At 66.2% G+C, this 14,898-nt stretch carries 13 protein-coding genes and 1 pseudogene; 5 read left to right on the top strand and 9 right to left on the bottom strand.

Annotated features, from left to right (window positions below; genetic code table 11):
• Window positions 1–78: 78 nt before the first annotated feature.
• Both J0F76_RS04535 and J0F76_RS04530 read left to right on the top strand, forming a co-directional pair.
• Window positions 79–1,167: a catalase family protein gene (locus J0F76_RS04535; protein ID WP_207466206.1), complete on the top strand. Its 1,089-nt coding sequence runs from the start codon at window positions 79–81 to the stop codon at window positions 1,165–1,167.
• Entirely contained in the window at window positions 1,164–3,425 is a 2,262-nt protein-coding gene (locus tag J0F76_RS04530; RefSeq protein ID WP_207466204.1) for an FdhF/YdeP family oxidoreductase, read from the top strand. Before J0F76_RS04535 ends, J0F76_RS04530 begins: the two co-directional genes overlap by 4 nt.
• Here the strand turns inward: J0F76_RS04530 and J0F76_RS04525 are convergent.
• Entirely contained in the window at window positions 3,419–4,033 is a 615-nt protein-coding gene (locus tag J0F76_RS04525) for a DDE-type integrase/transposase/recombinase (protein ID WP_207466195.1), read from the bottom strand. The two genes, J0F76_RS04530 and J0F76_RS04525, sit on opposite strands and share 7 nt — an antisense overlap.
• Window positions 4,034–4,142: 109 nt before the next feature.
• The gene (locus J0F76_RS21340) at window positions 4,143–4,262 is read right to left on the bottom strand and encodes an IS3 family transposase (RefSeq protein WP_207466193.1); all 120 of its coding nucleotides are present in this window, start codon (window positions 4,260–4,262) and stop codon (window positions 4,143–4,145) included.
• Between the two features lie 196 nt (window positions 4,263–4,458).
• Here J0F76_RS21340 and J0F76_RS20840 point away from each other — a divergent pair.
• Window positions 4,459–5,569: pseudogene (locus J0F76_RS20840) on the top strand (IS21 family transposase); the annotation flags it as partial.
• 303 nt (window positions 5,570–5,872) lie between these two features.
• On the opposite strand, the gene J0F76_RS21135 reads toward J0F76_RS20840, so the two are convergent.
• Window positions 5,873–6,121, bottom strand: a complete 249-nt coding sequence (locus J0F76_RS21135; protein WP_278250397.1) for a hypothetical protein — start codon at window positions 6,119–6,121, stop codon at window positions 5,873–5,875.
• A gap of 318 nt (window positions 6,122–6,439) precedes the next feature.
• Here J0F76_RS21135 and J0F76_RS04505 point away from each other — a divergent pair, with 318 nt between their 5' ends.
• Window positions 6,440–7,453 carry an IS30 family transposase gene (locus J0F76_RS04505; RefSeq protein ID WP_207466189.1) on the top strand — a complete coding sequence of 338 codons (1,014 nt, stop codon included), beginning with the start codon at window positions 6,440–6,442 and terminating at the stop codon, window positions 7,451–7,453.
• A 92-nt stretch (window positions 7,454–7,545) separates the two neighbouring features.
• Window positions 7,546–8,508 (top strand): helix-turn-helix domain-containing protein, encoded by a 963-nt coding sequence (locus tag J0F76_RS04500; RefSeq protein WP_377707155.1) that lies wholly within the window; start codon window positions 7,546–7,548, stop codon window positions 8,506–8,508.
• A 331-nt stretch (window positions 8,509–8,839) separates the two neighbouring features.
• Here the strand turns inward: J0F76_RS04500 and uvsE are convergent, their stop codons facing one another.
• The 6 genes from uvsE to J0F76_RS04470 are packed head-to-tail and all read right to left on the bottom strand — an operon-like array spanning window position 8,840 to window position 14,610.
• Entirely contained in the window at window positions 8,840–9,952 is a 1,113-nt protein-coding gene (gene uvsE, locus J0F76_RS04495; RefSeq protein ID WP_207466186.1) for a UV DNA damage repair endonuclease UvsE, read from the bottom strand.
• Window positions 9,949–11,007: a DHH family phosphoesterase gene (locus J0F76_RS04490; RefSeq protein WP_207466185.1), complete on the bottom strand. Its 1,059-nt coding sequence runs from the start codon at window positions 11,005–11,007 to the stop codon at window positions 9,949–9,951. The genes uvsE and J0F76_RS04490 overlap by 4 nt, the downstream gene beginning before the upstream one ends.
• Before the next feature lie 57 nt (window positions 11,008–11,064).
• Window positions 11,065–11,880 (bottom strand): sugar phosphate isomerase/epimerase family protein, encoded by an 816-nt coding sequence (locus J0F76_RS04485; protein ID WP_207466183.1) that lies wholly within the window; start codon window positions 11,878–11,880, stop codon window positions 11,065–11,067.
• A gap of 47 nt (window positions 11,881–11,927) precedes the next feature.
• Entirely contained in the window at window positions 11,928–12,686 is a 759-nt protein-coding gene (locus tag J0F76_RS04480; RefSeq protein WP_207466180.1) for an SDR family NAD(P)-dependent oxidoreductase, read from the bottom strand.
• Window positions 12,687–12,709: 23 nt separating this feature from the next.
• Entirely contained in the window at window positions 12,710–13,750 is a 1,041-nt protein-coding gene (locus J0F76_RS04475; RefSeq protein ID WP_207466178.1) for a transketolase family protein, read from the bottom strand.
• A 5-nt stretch (window positions 13,751–13,755) separates the two neighbouring features.
• Window positions 13,756–14,610 carry a transketolase gene (locus J0F76_RS04470; protein WP_207466176.1) on the bottom strand — a complete coding sequence of 285 codons (855 nt, stop codon included), beginning with the start codon at window positions 14,608–14,610 and terminating at the stop codon, window positions 13,756–13,758.
• Between the last annotated feature and the right edge of the window lie 288 nt (window positions 14,611–14,898).

The raw sequence follows: 14,898 nt of genomic DNA, 5'->3' as shown, positions 1-14,898 counted from the left end.
GTGACGGCCCCGGCGCCGGAACGCATCCGCCCGGACGGCTGTTGTTTCCTGCCACGCCCACCGCAGCAAGGAACCGTCATGCAGCCAGCCGTCCGCTATTCCCCCGACGTGGAAACCGTGTCCACCGACGAGGCCGAGGTGATCCGCGGCCTGTCCGACGCCCTGCGCGACATCCTTGAAACCACGTCCAGGGATTACGGCCACGCCGTCCGCGCGGTCCATGCGAAAAGCCACGGCATCATCAGGGGAGAGCTGGAGATCCTGCCCGGCCTTTCCCCCGAACTGGCGCAAGGGCTGTTCGCGAAACCCGGCCGTCATCCGGCGATCCTGCGCATCTCGACCAATCCGGGCGATCTGCTGCACGACGGGATCTCGGTCCCGCGCGGGGTCGCGTTGAAGATCATGGGCGTGGAAGGCGAGCGTCTGGACGGGGCCGAGGGACGGACCCAAGACTTCATCTTCGTCAACGGGCCAGTCTTTTCCGCCCCCGATCCCGCCACCTTCCTGAAAAGCCTGAAGCTGCTGGCCAGGACCACCGACCGCGCCGAATGGGCCAAGCGGGGACTGTCCGCCGTCCTGCGGGGCGCGGAAAAGGCCGTCGAGGCCGTGGGCGGCGAAAGTGCCACGCTGAAGACCCTGGGCGGCGCGCCGAACGTGCATCCCCTGGGCGAGACCTACTATACCCAGACACCTTTCCGCCATGGTGATCACATCGCCAAGCTGTCGCTGGAGCCCGCCTCCGACACGCTGACGCGGCACCGCGGGGAAATCATCGACACCAGGGGCCGCCCCGATGCCCTGCGCGAGACGATGGCCGCCGACATGCAGGCGGGCGATGCCGTCTGGAACCTGCGCGTGCAACTGTGCCGCGACCTGGACAGGATGCCGGTCGAGGATCCGTCGGTTCTTTGGGACGAAACACTCAGCCCCTTTGTCACGGTGGCCCGCCTTCATGCCTTGGCCCAGCCGGGATGGAGCGAGGATGCCGCCGGTCTGGTCGATGAACATATGCGCTTCTCGGTCTGGACGGGCATCCAGGCCCATCGTCCGCTTGGCGCGATCAACCGTGCGCGACGCGAGCCCTACCGGATGTCCGCCGCGTTCCGGGCCGGCTTCAACGGCTGCCCGATCCATGAACCCGCCGCTGCCGAGGGAGTGACGCCATGACCGGCGAACGCGAGCAGGACCCGACCACGCCCTTCTACGATGCGCCGACCGGCGGCTGGGGGTCGTTGAAAAGCGTCCTGCGCCATGCCACCCAGGACCGCATCCGCCTGGGCACCCTTGAAACCCTGCGCCGCCAGAACAAGCCGGGCGGACACATGTGCACCTCTTGCGCCTGGGCCAAGCCGCCGTCGCCCCACCTGGCCGAATTCTGCGAAAACGGCGCAAAGGCGACCTTGTGGGATCTGACCCGCGACCGCTGCACCCCGGATTTCTTCGCCCGCCACACCTTGGCCGAACTGCGCGACTGGCCCGACCACGACCTCGAGGCCGTGGGCCGCCTGACCCATCCCATGCGCTATGACGCAGGCAGCGACCGCTATGTCGAGGCGACCTGGCCCGAGGCCTTCGCGGCCATCGGCGCCAGCCTGAAGGCCATGGACCCCAAAAAGGCGGTCTTCTACGCCTCGGGCCGGGCCAGCCTCGAGACGTCCTATCTTTATGCGCTGTTTGCGCGGCTCTACGGGCACAACAACCTGCCCGACAGTTCCAACATGTGCCACGAGACGACAAGCGTGGCCCTGAAACGGACGATCGGCGCGCCGGTCGGCACCTGCGTGCTGGAGGACTTCGAGCATTGCGACCTCATGCTGTTCTTCGGCCAGAACACCGGGTCGAACAGCCCGCGGTTCCTGCACCCGATCCAGCAGGCGGTAAAGCGCGGCTGCAGGATCGTGACCTTCAACCCGATCCGCGAACGCGGGTTGGTCGAGTTCATGAACCCACAAAGCCCGACCGAGATGCTGTCGGGACGGGGGACGCCCATTTCCGACATCTACCTGCAACTGCGCCCCGGCGGCGACATCGCGGCCATCGCGGGCATCTGCAAGCACCTGTTCGACCACGGCGCCCTGGACCGCGACTTCATCGACCGGCATTGCCACGACTTCGACGCCTTCGAGACCTGGGTCCGCGCGCAGTCCTGGGCCGGGATCGAGGCCGCCTCGGGCCTGAGCCAGGGCGATCTGGCCGAGGTGGCGGGGCTTTTCGCGGCCTCGAAGCGCGTGATCGGTGTCTATGGCATGGGCCTGACGCAGCATGTCCATGGCGGCGACAGCGTGGGGATGCTGGTGAACCTTTTGCTGATGGGTGGCCATATCGGTCGGCCGGGCACCGGCATCTGCCCGGTGCGCGGCCATTCCAACGTGCAGGGCCAGCGCACGGTCGGCATCTCCGAAAAGCCCGAACTGGTGCCGCTGGACAGGCTGGCGCAGATGTTCGACTTCGACCCGCCGCGCGACACCGGCATGACCACCGTCGAGGTGGTCCAGGGCGTCATCGACGGCACCGTCAAGGGCTTCGTCAGCCTGGGCGGCAACTTCGCGCGGGCCATTCCCGACCTGGACCGGGCCGAGCCCGCCTGGGCGCGGCTGGATCTGAACGTGCAGATCGCCACCAAGCTGAACCGATCGCACCTGCTGGTGGGCGGGAGCGCGTGGCTGCTGCCCTGCCTTGTGCGGGCCGAACGCGACCAGCAGAAGACCGGGCCGCAGGCGGTGTCGATGGAAGACAGCCTCAGCCATATCCACGGCTCGATGGGGCGGCGGTCCCCGGCCTCGCGCCACCTTCTGTCGGAACCGGCCATTGTCGCGGGCATCGCCAAGGCGACGCTGCCGCCAAACCCTCGGGTGCGCTGGGACCACTGGATCGCCGATTACGGCCGCATCCGCGACCTGATCGAGGAAACCTATCCCGACCAGTTCGACGGCTTCAACGAACGGCTGTTCAAGGCCGGCGGCTTTTACCGCGGCAACTCGGCCCGCAGGCGCGACTGGAAGACCGAAACCGGCAGGGCCGAGTTCACGGTGCCGCCCAGCCTGTCGGCCTTGGGATCGGAGCCGGGGGAGGGGGCCTTCACGCTGGTCACGCTGCGGTCGAACGACCAGTTCAACACGACGGTCTACGGCTATCGCGACCGGTTGCGGGGATTGGAAGGCGACCGGATGATCGTCCTGATCGGTCGCGCCGACATGGCCCGCGCCGGCGTCGCCGAAGGCCAGCGCGTGAGCCTGGTATCCGCGGTCGAGGACGGCATCACCCGCCGCGTCGAGGGGTTGACCGTGGTGCCCTATGACCTGCCGGCCGGCTGCGTCGCCGCCTACTATCCCGAGGCCAATCCCCTTGTTCCGCTTGCCCATCACGACATCGCCTCGAAGACGCCGGCCTACAAGGGCGCGCCGGTGCGGATCGAGGCTCAATGACCTGAGTGAACCGCCCCGGGTTTGCCGGAGCGTTTCTGTTTCATTGATGAGGCTGCTTTTTCGTCAGCGTTCAAGCTTGCGTGGACGGCCCCCTCTGCTTCGTTCGGGGTGACGCAAACGATGGCGCGGTGCAGGCCCGTCGTGTGATGCCAGTCGATCCGCTTCAGGGTTTCCCACGCGACCTGACCGACGGACTTCCAAGGTCCGAGGAACTTGATGACCTCGGTCCTGAACAGGCCGATGATGCTTTCAGCCAGAGCGTTGCCATGGGAGCCCCCGACGCTGCCGGCCGAGGTGTCGATGCCCGCCTCGGCCAGCCGTTCCGTGTATGGGATCGACAGATGCTGGCTGCCCCGGTCGCCGTGATGGACCAGCTTGCCAGCCTCGGATGGCGCCCGCCGGCAGATCGCCTGGTTCAGGGCATCAAGGACGAAACCGGTGGCCATCGAAGTCGAGACGCGCCCGCCGACGATCTTGCGGGCAAGGACGTCGATCACGAGGGCGACATGGATCGAGCCATGGGAACGCCCCTGGTCCGAGAGAGCATGGCGAGGGCCCTGCCAGCTTGAGAGCGAGGTGAGGTCGCTGACCCAGAGCTGGTCCGGCATGTCCGCCACGAAGGCCCGGTTCACCTTGTCGTCCGGGCAGGGCTGAGCCGCATCGGCGTGACGACTTTCTTGCCCCGGCGGACAACACCTTGCAATCCCATCGCCTTCATCAGCCGTTCCACCGTGCGAGCCGGGCGATGGCGCGCCCCTCGCGGCGCAACTGATGCCACACCTTTCGCGCGCCGTGTCGCCCCCGGCTGCCATCGAAGGCCTGCTTGATGGCCGCCATGCCCAGCCGATCCTGCCCGGCCCGGCCCGAGGCCAGTTCCGGATCACGCTCCTTGCCTTGAAGGCGCGCTGCTGCGCGACGGACGGGATGAGGTTCGGCGTCGATGAGGATGAGGCGTTGCGGCCGGACTTCCCGGGTCTGTGACCGCGGTCGCCGCCCTGCGCTGGTGGTTTTTCAGGACTGGAGAACCACCTTTGTGCCGGGGCGCCCTGCAACCGATCCTCAGGCGAGGCCTGTCATGAAGCCGGGACGGGACCATTCGATCGGGGCCGCCGCCGCAAAGGCGGGCCCGGGCCGGGCGACGGGCTGCCGGATCGCGCAGGATACGCGTCTGCCCTCGCGGAAGGGGGCGCCCCGTGGCCGCCGTCGCGATGCCGCCGCTGCAGGCTGCACCCGGGCTACGGCCCCTCGCCATCTTCGAGGAGATGCTGCGCCGTCATCCCGGGTTGCGGCCGGGCATCCGCCGGACGCCGGAGCGCCGGATCCGGGCCTGGCGGGCCCTGCACGGGGAAGACCGGGAGGTGATCTTCCGGCAGGTCCACGGACCGGGCCGGCTCGGCCGGCCGGATTTCACCGACAGGGGCGCTCGGGGTCACGGTCGCGGGCGAACGGCCTGATCATCTGCTCCCCCACGTCCGCCTGCCGTGGCCGGGGTTCGAGCAGGCCCATGTCCTTCCCGGCGGCGAGCGCCTTGTGGCCCTGGCCGAAGGGCTTCGGAACGTCTTGTGGACGGCAGGCGGCGCCCCGGCGTCCCGTCGCACCGTCAGCCTTTCGCGCGCCGGGCAGGGTCCACCGGACCTTCCGCCGGTCCTCCTCACCCTTTCCGCACTCCCGACGCCGAGGCCCGGACCGGCCTAGCGACGCGATGCGAGGCTCCGTGCACCCCCGGCCGCATGGTCCCGACGCGCAACAACAAGGGCGCCGCCCATGAGAACGGGTCGGTCGAAAGCGCCCACGACCCTTTCAGGGGGGCGATCCGGGATGCCCTGCTGATGCGCGGCAGTTCCGACTTCGCTGACCTCGGCAACTGCCGCGCCGTCATCGACGATGATCGTCGGGCGCGGGAATGCCGCCCGCGGCAAGGGGATCGCGGCCGAACGGCCCCCCTGCAGGACCTTCCGGCCCGCCGCAGCACCGATTTCGAGGAGGTGATCGTCAGCGTCTCCGGCCCGGGCGGCTCCACCTTGCGCAAGGTCTTCCACACCGTGCCCTCCCGTCTGGTCGGACATCGGCTGCGGGTGCGCCTGTCCGATGACCGGCTGGAGGTCCTCATCGGCGCAACGCATCTGCCGACCCTGCCGCGGGGGACGCGCGGGGGCCACTGGCAAGCCTGGCCGGGTGGTGAACGACCCCCCTTGTCATCCATTCGCGGCGCAGGATCACGAGGCACCTGGCGGACGCTCGCCTGCCGCCTTGGAAGGACGCTCGACAGCTTCGCCGCCGAGGCGGTCCCGATGAGCGCGAAGGCTCGGGCGATGGCCATGGCCGCCGGCGACAGCCGGCTTGCCAAGGGGGCCGCCGGGCGGATGTCCGGCCCGCCAGGAGGCGGCAGGAGGCATCTCGCGGCGCACCCGGCCTTGCGCTGATCGAGAACGGCTGGCGCGTCCTCTTCACCAGCCGTCGACCGCCTGGTTCACCACGCCACCATCTTCGGGATGAACGTCGAACGCCATCGACGCCGCTCGGCCCTCGAGGGCAAACGCCAGCGGGGCCGTCCGGCGGCCCGCGCGACAATCAGGAACACCCCAAAGCCTGACGCGGCGCGGCAACCAGAATGTGACGGCGACGTTGCCGGCGACAACCAGCGTGACAACCTCAGCGACGCCGCGGCATGGAAGCTCATCCGGACCGTCGCGCAAGTCACACCCGGATTGCCGCGCTATAGGTTCCGCAGAACCACGACTTCCTCAACGGCGCCGACCGGCACGAGGTCGTGCTGGTGCGCTATCGGGGTTGCGTCGGCCACCACAGCCAAGCGCGCTGCAAGTGATTGCGGAACCCGAGAACGCGTGTCGAAAACAAGACTACTGGACACACTGAAAGCTGTGACGCTGATATAGGATCAGCGCTGTTTTTGCTCCATAACTATGCTTATAAATGTCTGAGCTTGTAGGCGGGCACATTCCATTCTGGAATGCATCACTCGATAGTTTCCTGAAGCTATTCAGGAGGATGTGATGAGGCGCCCTTTCACCAACCTGACGCTCGATGAACGCCGCGTGATAGCGCGTATGTTGCAGGCCAAGGTGCCGAAGACGAAGATTGCGGCGATGCTCGGCCGTGATCGCTCGACCATCACCCGCGAAGTCAAACGCAACTGGTGGCATGACAAGGACGTGCCGCAGGCTGATGGCTACTGGCATGTGACGGCTCAGTCCCAAGCCGACCGCAGGCGGTCGCGTCGGCGCAAGCTCGAGCGTCTTCCGGATCTGCGTGCCGAAGTGATCCGCTGCCTGCACGAAGGCTGGTCGCCGGAACAGATTGCAGGCCGGCTCAGGATTGAACCCGGCGCCCCGCACAGGCTCTGCCATGAGACGATCTACCAGTATGTCTATTCTGCCGAAGGACAGTCAGCGCAGCTGGCCCGCCTCCTGCCCGAGCGGCGCCGTAAGCGGAAGCCGCGCTATGCCCGCACCCCCCACAACCGGGTTTTTCCTGTGGAAACGAGCATTCACAACCGGCCGCCCGAGATCAACAATCGTAGCCAGTTCGGCAACTGGGAGGGCGACTTGATGATCTTTGAGCGGGCTCAGGGCGACGCCAATGTGGCGACGCTGATCGAACGCAAGACCCGCTACACCGTTCTGCTGCGCAACAATGACCGGAAGTCCAAGCCTCTCATGAACCGACTGATTCATGAGATGTCACCCCTGCCCGTCGAGGCGCGGCGCTCGATCACCTTTGACCGCGGCCTGGAGTTCGTGGCTTGGCGCGAGTTGGAGAGTGGCATGGGCACGAAGGCCTGGTTCTGCGACCCGCAAGCGCCGTGGCAAAAGGGCTCGGTCGAGAACATAAACCGGCGGCTACGCCGCTATCTGCCTCGAGACACTGCTGTGTTGCAGTTGACGCCGCGTTCGATGAGGATGATGTGTCAGCGCCTGAACGCCACGCCCCGGAAGTGCCTGGGCTACCGGACACCTGCGGAGGTCTTCGAAAGCAACCTGATGGCCATCAGAAACAGACTGGAATAGAAAGAAAAGCTAGGGTTTGCGCTTCGGCGTGAGTTCACATGCAAAGCTAAAATGTCTCACCTTGGCAATTCAGGAATGTCACACTCCTTCGGATGAGCATCGTGTCGATCCTTGGGAGCGTGGACATGGGATGGGTGATGATGAGCGAACGAGACCTGAGCCGCGCAGCGGTCTTGCGAGATGTCGTAGCTGGACGGTTGCGCGCCAGCGACGCGGCGGTTGTGCTGAACCTCAGCCGTCGTCAGCTGCACCGGCTGCTGGTCCGGTTCGGCACCGAAGGCGTCGCTGGTCTGACACATTGCGCACGCGGCCGTGCACCCAATGAGGCGAAGTCCGGCCATGGCATGACGCAATGCGGCCGAGCACTTTGCGAACTGAACATCGAGATCCTGTGCGCCAACAGCTCTCAGGCCAAGGGTCGTGTCGAGCGGGCCAACCGCACCTTGCAGGATCGCCTGGTCAAGGAGTTGCGGCTTGCCGGCATTTCCGACATGGAAGCCGCCAACGCCTTTCTTCCCGGCTTCATGGCGCGCCACAATGGGCGGTTTGCTTATGCTCCTGCCCGGTCCGATGACCTGCACCGGCCGCTGAACATGGCCGCGTCCCGGCTGAAGAACATCCTCTGCGCCCGCGACCAACGCCAGGTCGGCCACAATCTCGTCGTGCATTATGAACGCCGGAAGTTCATCCTCGAAGACAGCCCCCACGCGCGCAGTGCGATCGGCCACTATGTCGAGACCTATGCTCATGCCGACCGGGGGCTGGAGATCCGCTGGAAAGGTGTTTCTCTGCCCTATCGCGCCTTCGATCCAAGCCAGCAGCGCGCCACCCATGCCAGCATCACCGAGAACAAGCGGCTGTGCGAGGTTCTGTCCTGGGTGATGGCCCGGCAAGAGGCCGCGTCACCCGAAATCGGCCCGATCGGCAAGCAGCGAACGCGCTACACGCCGACCGGCAAGCGCGGGTCTGGTCGGAAGAGCTGGCTCGACAAGCGCGCCGAACGACGCGCGGCAGAAGTTCAGGCTGCGCAGATCCTGCAACCACCTGCACAATAAAGATGGGCTCACATAGCCCTCAGCCACGATAACCGAAACCTGCAAACGGCGCGCTGTCGCCGGCCCCGTCCCTACGGCCCTTGTGCTGGAGAGCGGGCCGGGGCCGGCTTATCGCTCCAGCCCCATGCGACATTTCTAAATGGCACCAGGCGACATTTTAACTTGGTGACAACAGAGCCTGTAGAGGGGGGACGCGCTATCCTGAAATGCGACTTTCTGTGCTCAACAATGGGTTGAGCCATGAAAGGATCATAGGAATGAAGGTTCGGTTCTCTCACCTTTCCCTTTCCGAGCGCCGCAAGATCGAGCGCTGGCGGCAGACAGACGAAGCCTAATCTGATGACGCTTCCTCTGCCTCCATGCCCTGATCCAGCATGTCTTCCGCCGTGTCGTCGGAGCCGATCCCGAAGCGTGTCGCGACGTCGGGGGCGTAGCGGAACAGGTCCCCCCTCAGCTTCAGCAAGGACAGGTCCTTGGTCTTTGCCTCCAGCATCACGTCGAAGTCCAGGCCTTCCGCATCGCGCATGAAGGTCGCTAATTCGAACGGGTTGGTGAAATCCGCGTGCCCCGTCCAGATCGGGGGAAGCAGGACGGTCTTGAAGCGCGACGTGGGCTTGACCACGGCCTTGGTCAGGGCGCCACCCTTGGCGGGCGCGGCGGATTTCAGGGTGGCGCGTTCCTTGTCCGTGATCTTTCGCTTGATCTCGCGCAGTTCGGTGCGCGGGGACGAGAAGTGAATCTTGGGCCGCACGCCTTCCGGCCAGGACTTGATGAAGCGTTCCACGGTCGGGCGCAGCGCCGATCCTTCGGGGTTGAGGCACCAGAAATGCTGGTAGTCGAAGATCAGCGGTACGCCGCAGCGCTCGTGGATCCAAAGCACGTCGGCCGCGGAAAAGCGGATGTCGTCGTTTTCCAGGACCAGGCGGCGGCGGACATGGTCGGGGCACTGCTCGTATCCCTTGATCCAGCGGGCGCGGCTTGCCTCTCGATCGTCATAGACCCCGCCCACATGGGTCACGAGGACGCCTTCCGGCCCCATGCCCATGCGGTCCAGAATCTCGGCCTGCGAGGCCAGATCCCAGATGCTTTTCGTCGTCAGCGCCTGGTCCGGGCTGTTCAGCAGCACGAATTGCGACGGATGAAAGGACAGGCGCATGTCGAGGGCTCGTGCCTTGCGGCCCAGGGACGCAAGTTCGGCATCGCTTTCGGCCACCATGGAATGGAACTGCGGCATGTCGGGATGGGTCGCATAGGGCGCCAGGTCCGAGGACATGCGGTACATGTCGATGCCGACCTCGACAAGGTAGTCCAGGATCGCGTCGACGTATTCCAGCGAGGTCTTGAGATGCGGGTTCTGCCTCCAGCGCCGCGTGTCGTTGCTTTTCATTCCGGGCCGTCCCATCACCTTGACGGGAAAGCCCAGACGCAGGGGGCGTTCGTTCATAAGGGCACCTGTTCCTCGGGAAAGCCGATCCGGACGGCGAAGTCGTTCCAGTCGGCAGGTTGCAGCGCGCCGCCCGTGGCTTGGGCATGGCCGCTGCCGTATTCCGTGCCCGCGCCGGCGGGACGGTGGCTTGCCAGAAAGCCGATCAGGTTCGTGCCGGTGGCGCTGCGCGCGGCAAAGTGCACCCAGCCCGGGCGATAGCCCGTATTGGCCGCCAGCACGATCTTGTCCCGCAGCCGTCCGCGCCATGCCTGGGCCACCAGCGGATGGATCTGGCAGGGCGATGAAAAGCGGATCAGGGCGATATCGCCCCGCACCTTCGGGGCCACGCGCTTGGCGCCTTCCAATTCCGCCGCGACCTCGGCCTTGGCGGCCTGCAGCACGGCCGTTTCGGGATGCCCGCCCCGCAGCAGTTCCTTGGGCGAGTCGCATTTCATCAGCAGCGCCAGCGCCGGGCCGACATCGGCCGCAGCGGTCCGGCGCGGCGCATTCACCAGCGAGACGGCGTCGCGCAGCGCGGTCTTGCCATAGCGGGCCTGCGCCTCGGCCAGTTCCGGAAAATCGCCGTCCGCCATGTCGCCGATCAGCCCCATGGCCGCAAGCCACAGAAGGTCGTCGCCCTGCCCCACCCCGTTGGCGCACCACCAGGCCAGCAGGGACGAGGTCGGCTCGGGCAGCCAGCCGTTGCCCGAGATCACGACCGTCCCGCCCGGCTTGCCCGTGGGGACGTGGTGATCGACCAGGATCGTGGGCACGCCCGGCAGGATGTCGCCCTGCTGCATGCCCAGATCGGTCACGACAAGGCCGCCGGGCTGGCGTTCCTCCAGTTGCCGGCGGATGTGGGGGGACCAGGGGTTTTCGCCCTTGCCCATGATGCGGATGTCGGCCGGACGTCCCGCGCGGTCCATGGCTTGCGCCAGGATCGCCGCGGCCGACAGCCCGTCGGCATCGAAGTGACCCAGGATCAGCGGGCGCCGGTCCGGGTCGAAGTGATCAAGTGCCGCCCGGAAAACGGGCCCGACACTGGCAGGGTTCTCGGCGCGGCGAAGGGACATGCTCCTCAACGGTGCGGGGGGCGTCGGGTTTCATGCCGCGTGAAATCCTGATGGCGGCTATCGTCCGGCAACCATCCGCTTCGCCGCGGCGACCGTGCGGTCCAGCCAGTCATGCTCCAGGGCGCGCGTGGCCTCCATGTCGTCAGAGTGGGGCAGCCAGTGCTCCAAGATGACGCTCATGTCCGGGTCGCAGTGGGACAGGGCGTCAAGGACCTCGGCCAGTTCGGCGCGTCCCTCGCCCAGCGGCGTGCCATGGATGCGGAAGCCCACGCCGTAGGGGTCTGGCGTGATCTGGTAGTCCTTGAAGTGCAGGTTGATGGCATAGGGCGCCAGCATCCGCACCGTCTCCATCGGCCATTCGCCCGCGCAGATCGAGTTGGCGACGTCCAGGCAGACGCCAAGCGCGTCGTCGGCCACCGCGTCCAGCAACTGCACCATCCGGGGGGAGGGATAGTTGAAATGGTTCTCGATGGCGAAGCGCAGGCCCGCCGCCTTGCCGTCGGGCAGAAGTTCGCGCAGTTGCGCGGCGAGGTCGGGGACGGGGATCAGCGCGTCCTCGGCATCCAGGGCGACGCGGAGGATGTTCGAGCCGATCCGCTGGCCGATGGGAATGTAGCGGGCCAGTTCGTCGGCATTGAAGGATTGCGTGCCCAGTTCCAGCGTCATGCCATATGCGTCGGCGCGGGCCTTCAGTGCCAGGTGTTCGTCGGCGGACAGGCGGTCCAGCGGCAGGTTGTCGGCATATTGCACGACCGACAACCCGTGGCCGTGCGCGATCTCCAGCACCTCCATTGCCGTCATGGGCGTGGCGGGTTGCTTGTCCTTGATGCCGATGGACCAGCGGAAGGCATAGCTGCCAAGGCCGAGTTTCATGTCTTTCCCCCCATAAGAACGGCGCCGGTCGCCCGGCGCCGCAATGCTTAGTGGATCAGCGAGCCGCCGTTCACATCGACTTCGGACCCGGTGACATAGGACGAGATGTCCGAGGCCAAAAACAGCGCGCAGCCCGCGACCTCGTCGGCGGTGCCGGGACGGCCCATCGGGATGCCCGCGTTGATGGAGGCACGCATCTCGTCGGTCAGCTTGCCGGCGGTGATGTCAGTGGCGATGAAGCCGGGGCAGATCGCGTTGACGCGCACGTTGTCGGGCGCCAGTTCGCGGGCCATCGCCTTGGTCAGGCCCAGGACGCCCGCTTTGGCCGCCGAGTAATGCGGTCCACCGAAAATGCCGCCGCCGCGCTGCGCGGAAACCGAGGACATATTGACGATCTTGCCCGACTTGTTCTCGCGCATGTGCGGGATCACCGCCTGGCTGCAATACAGCGTGCCGCGCAGGTTCACGTCCAGAACGTCCTCGTAATTCTTGGGCCCGATCTCCATGATCTTCAGAGGCTGCGTGATCCCTGCATTGTTGACCAGAATGTCGATGCGGCCCCATTTCTGGATCAGCGCGTCCATCGCCTGCTTCACGCTGTCCTGATCGGTGACGTTGCAGGCCATGCCGACGTGGTTTTCGCCCAATTCGGCGGCGGCTTCCTTGGCGGCGGCCTCGTCCAGATCCAGGATCGCGACGGTGGCGCCATGCTTGGCGAACAGCCGCGCGGTGGCAAGGCCCAGGCCGCGCTTGGATGCGGCGCCGGTGATGACGGCGAACTTGCCGTCGAGCAAAGCGGTAGTCATGGGTTTCCTCCCTTGGGTGTCAGTCAAAGCCAGCCGCGGACCTGGCGGATGATCGCCTCGGTCGAGATGCCATAGCGGTCGTGCAGCGAGGGCAGCGCGCCCGCGTCAAGAAACTGGTCGGGCAGGCCGATCATGCGGAACTGCGGCGTGACGCCGTTGGTCAGCAGCGTGGATGCCACCGCCTCGCCCAGGCCGCCGACGACGGTGTGGTTTTCGGCGGTGACGATCAGGCGGCCGCCCTTTCCGGCCTCGGCCAGGATGGTCCGGGTGTCCAGCGGCTTGATCGTCGGGCAGTGCAGCACGGCGACCGAGGTGCCGTCCTTTTCCATCGCCACGGCCGCATCAAGGGCGCGCATGGTCATGAACCCGGACGAGATGATCAGCGCATCCGTCCCGTCGCGCAGAAGCTTCGCCTTGCCCAGTTCGAACCTGTAGTCGGGGCAGTGCTTGTGGATGACCGACGGCACGTTGCCGCGCAGAAGGCGCATGTAGACCGGGCCAGGATGGGCGGTGATCGCGGGCACGGCCTCGGCCACGTCAATGGCGTCGCAGGGGTCCACGATGGTCAGGTTGGGCAGGCCCCGGAAGATCGCCAGATCCTCGGTCGCCTGGTGGCTGGGGCCGTAGCCGGTGGTCAGGCCCGGCAGGGCGCAGACGATCTTGACCGGCAGGTATTCCTCGGCAATGGCCATGGCGATGAAGTCGTAGGCGCGGCGCGACGCAAAGACCGCATAGGTGGTGGCGAAGGGGATGAAGCCCTCGCGCGCCATGCCGGCGGCGGCGGAGACCATCACCTGTTCGGCCATGCCCATCTGATAGAAGCGGTCGGGAAATGCCTTTGCGAAGACGTGCAGGTCGGTGTATTTCGCCAGGTCCGCCGTCAGCCCGACGATGCGGTCGTTCTTCTTCGCTTCCTCGACCAGGGCGTGGCCGAAGGGTGCGGGCACGGCGTCATAGCCTTCCGCCGCCAGGGAGGCGATCATGGCCGAGGTCTTGCCCCCGCCGGTGCCGGGCTGGCGCGGTTCCCATTTGCGGTGCGGGTCATAGCGGTGCTGGATGGTCATGGGCGTCACTCCGGCTTGGTTTCGTCAAGGACGGACAGGGCTTTCTGCCATTCGTCGGCCTCGACCCGGACGAAATGCGTGATCTCGCGCGCTTCGAGGAACGGCACGCCCTTGCACATCACCGTGTCGCAGACGATGGCGCGGGGGCGGTCGTCGGCCAGGTTCCGGGCGGTGTCGAAGGCCGCGACAAGCGCGTCGATGTCGTTGCCGTCCACGCGCTGCACGTGCCAGCCGAAGGCGGCCCACTTGTCGTGGACGGGTTCGGCGGACAGGGTTTCCGTGGATTTCCCGTCGGCCTGCTGGTCGTTGAAATCGACGATGCAGATCAGGTTTGACAGCTTGTGATGGGCGGCGGCCATCGCGGCTTCCCAGGTCGATCCTTCGCCCAACTCGCCGTCCGACATCAGGTTATAGACAAAGGCGGGGTTCTTCTTGGCCTTCAGGCCCATCGCCATGCCGACGCCGATGCCCAGGCCCTGGCCCAGCGACCCGCCGGTGATCTCCATCCCCGGCGTATAGGCGGCCATGCCCGACATGGGCAGGCGCGAATCGTCGGCGCCATAGGTTTCCAGTTCTGCCTCGGGCAGGATGCCCGCCTCGATCAGCGCGGAATAGAGCGCGATGGCGTAATGGCCGATGGACAGAAGGAACCGGTCGCGGCCTTCCCATTCGGGGTCGGCGGGGCGATAGTTCAACGCGTGGAAATAGGACACCGCCAGAACGTCCGCGACGCCCAACGCCTGTCCGACGTAGCCTTGCCCCTGCACCTCGCCCATGCGGACCGCCTTGCGGCGGATTTCCCAGGCGCGGCGTGCAAGACTGGTGTTCGACAGCGTGGCTGCCGAGCGTTCATGTTGCATGATTCCTCTCCCTAGCAGTGGACCCTGTCGGGACCCACGGCGTCTTTTAGGAAGCGCCAAAGCCCGGCGGTTGCAATTAAGTTTTCCTGCGGGTTTGCTAAGCAAAACTTAGATGACGCAGTGATGGAAATCGGACAGGGTTTCGGATAGCCGAGCGAGGAGGACGCTTTGGCCCCCAATCGCACGCAGCCGATCCTGAATGTCGCGGGCCGTTCGCGCCTTCATGTCAGGACCGTTGCACATCACCGGGGCCTGCCTTCCTCTTGCCGGACAGCAACAGCTCTGGGA

The sequence above is a fragment of the Paracoccus fontiphilus genome (assembly GCF_017356265.1).
GTDB classification, from domain to species: Bacteria; Pseudomonadota; Alphaproteobacteria; order Rhodobacterales; family Rhodobacteraceae; genus Paracoccus; species Paracoccus fontiphilus.
This window is presented reverse-complemented; position numbering and strand designations above follow the sequence as displayed.

What these genes read in the sequence shown, in the direction of transcription:
- J0F76_RS04535 (WP_207466206.1), top strand. Translation starts at nt 79, where the DNA reads ATGCAGCCAGCCGTCCGCTATTCCCCCGACGTGGAAACCGTGTCCACC.
- J0F76_RS04530 (WP_207466204.1), top strand. Translation starts at nt 1,164, where the DNA reads ATGACCGGCGAACGCGAGCAGGACCCGACCACGCCCTTCTACGATGCG.
- J0F76_RS04525 (WP_207466195.1), bottom strand. Translation starts at nt 4,033, where the DNA reads ATGCCGGACCAGCTCTGGGTCAGCGACCTCACCTCGCTCTCAAGCTGG.
- J0F76_RS21340 (WP_207466193.1), bottom strand. Translation starts at nt 4,262, where the DNA reads ATGGCGGCCATCAAGCAGGCCTTCGATGGCAGCCGGGGGCGACACGGC.
- J0F76_RS04505 (WP_207466189.1), top strand. Translation starts at nt 6,440, where the DNA reads ATGAGGCGCCCTTTCACCAACCTGACGCTCGATGAACGCCGCGTGATA.
- J0F76_RS04500 (WP_377707155.1), top strand. Translation starts at nt 7,546, where the DNA reads ATGAGCATCGTGTCGATCCTTGGGAGCGTGGACATGGGATGGGTGATG.
- uvsE (WP_207466186.1), bottom strand. Translation starts at nt 9,952, where the DNA reads ATGAACGAACGCCCCCTGCGTCTGGGCTTTCCCGTCAAGGTGATGGGA.
- J0F76_RS04490 (WP_207466185.1), bottom strand. Translation starts at nt 11,007, where the DNA reads ATGTCCCTTCGCCGCGCCGAGAACCCTGCCAGTGTCGGGCCCGTTTTC.
- J0F76_RS04485 (WP_207466183.1), bottom strand. Translation starts at nt 11,880, where the DNA reads ATGAAACTCGGCCTTGGCAGCTATGCCTTCCGCTGGTCCATCGGCATC.
- J0F76_RS04480 (WP_207466180.1), bottom strand. Translation starts at nt 12,686, where the DNA reads ATGACTACCGCTTTGCTCGACGGCAAGTTCGCCGTCATCACCGGCGCC.
- J0F76_RS04475 (WP_207466178.1), bottom strand. Translation starts at nt 13,750, where the DNA reads ATGACCATCCAGCACCGCTATGACCCGCACCGCAAATGGGAACCGCGC.
- J0F76_RS04470 (WP_207466176.1), bottom strand. Translation starts at nt 14,610, where the DNA reads ATGCAACATGAACGCTCGGCAGCCACGCTGTCGAACACCAGTCTTGCA.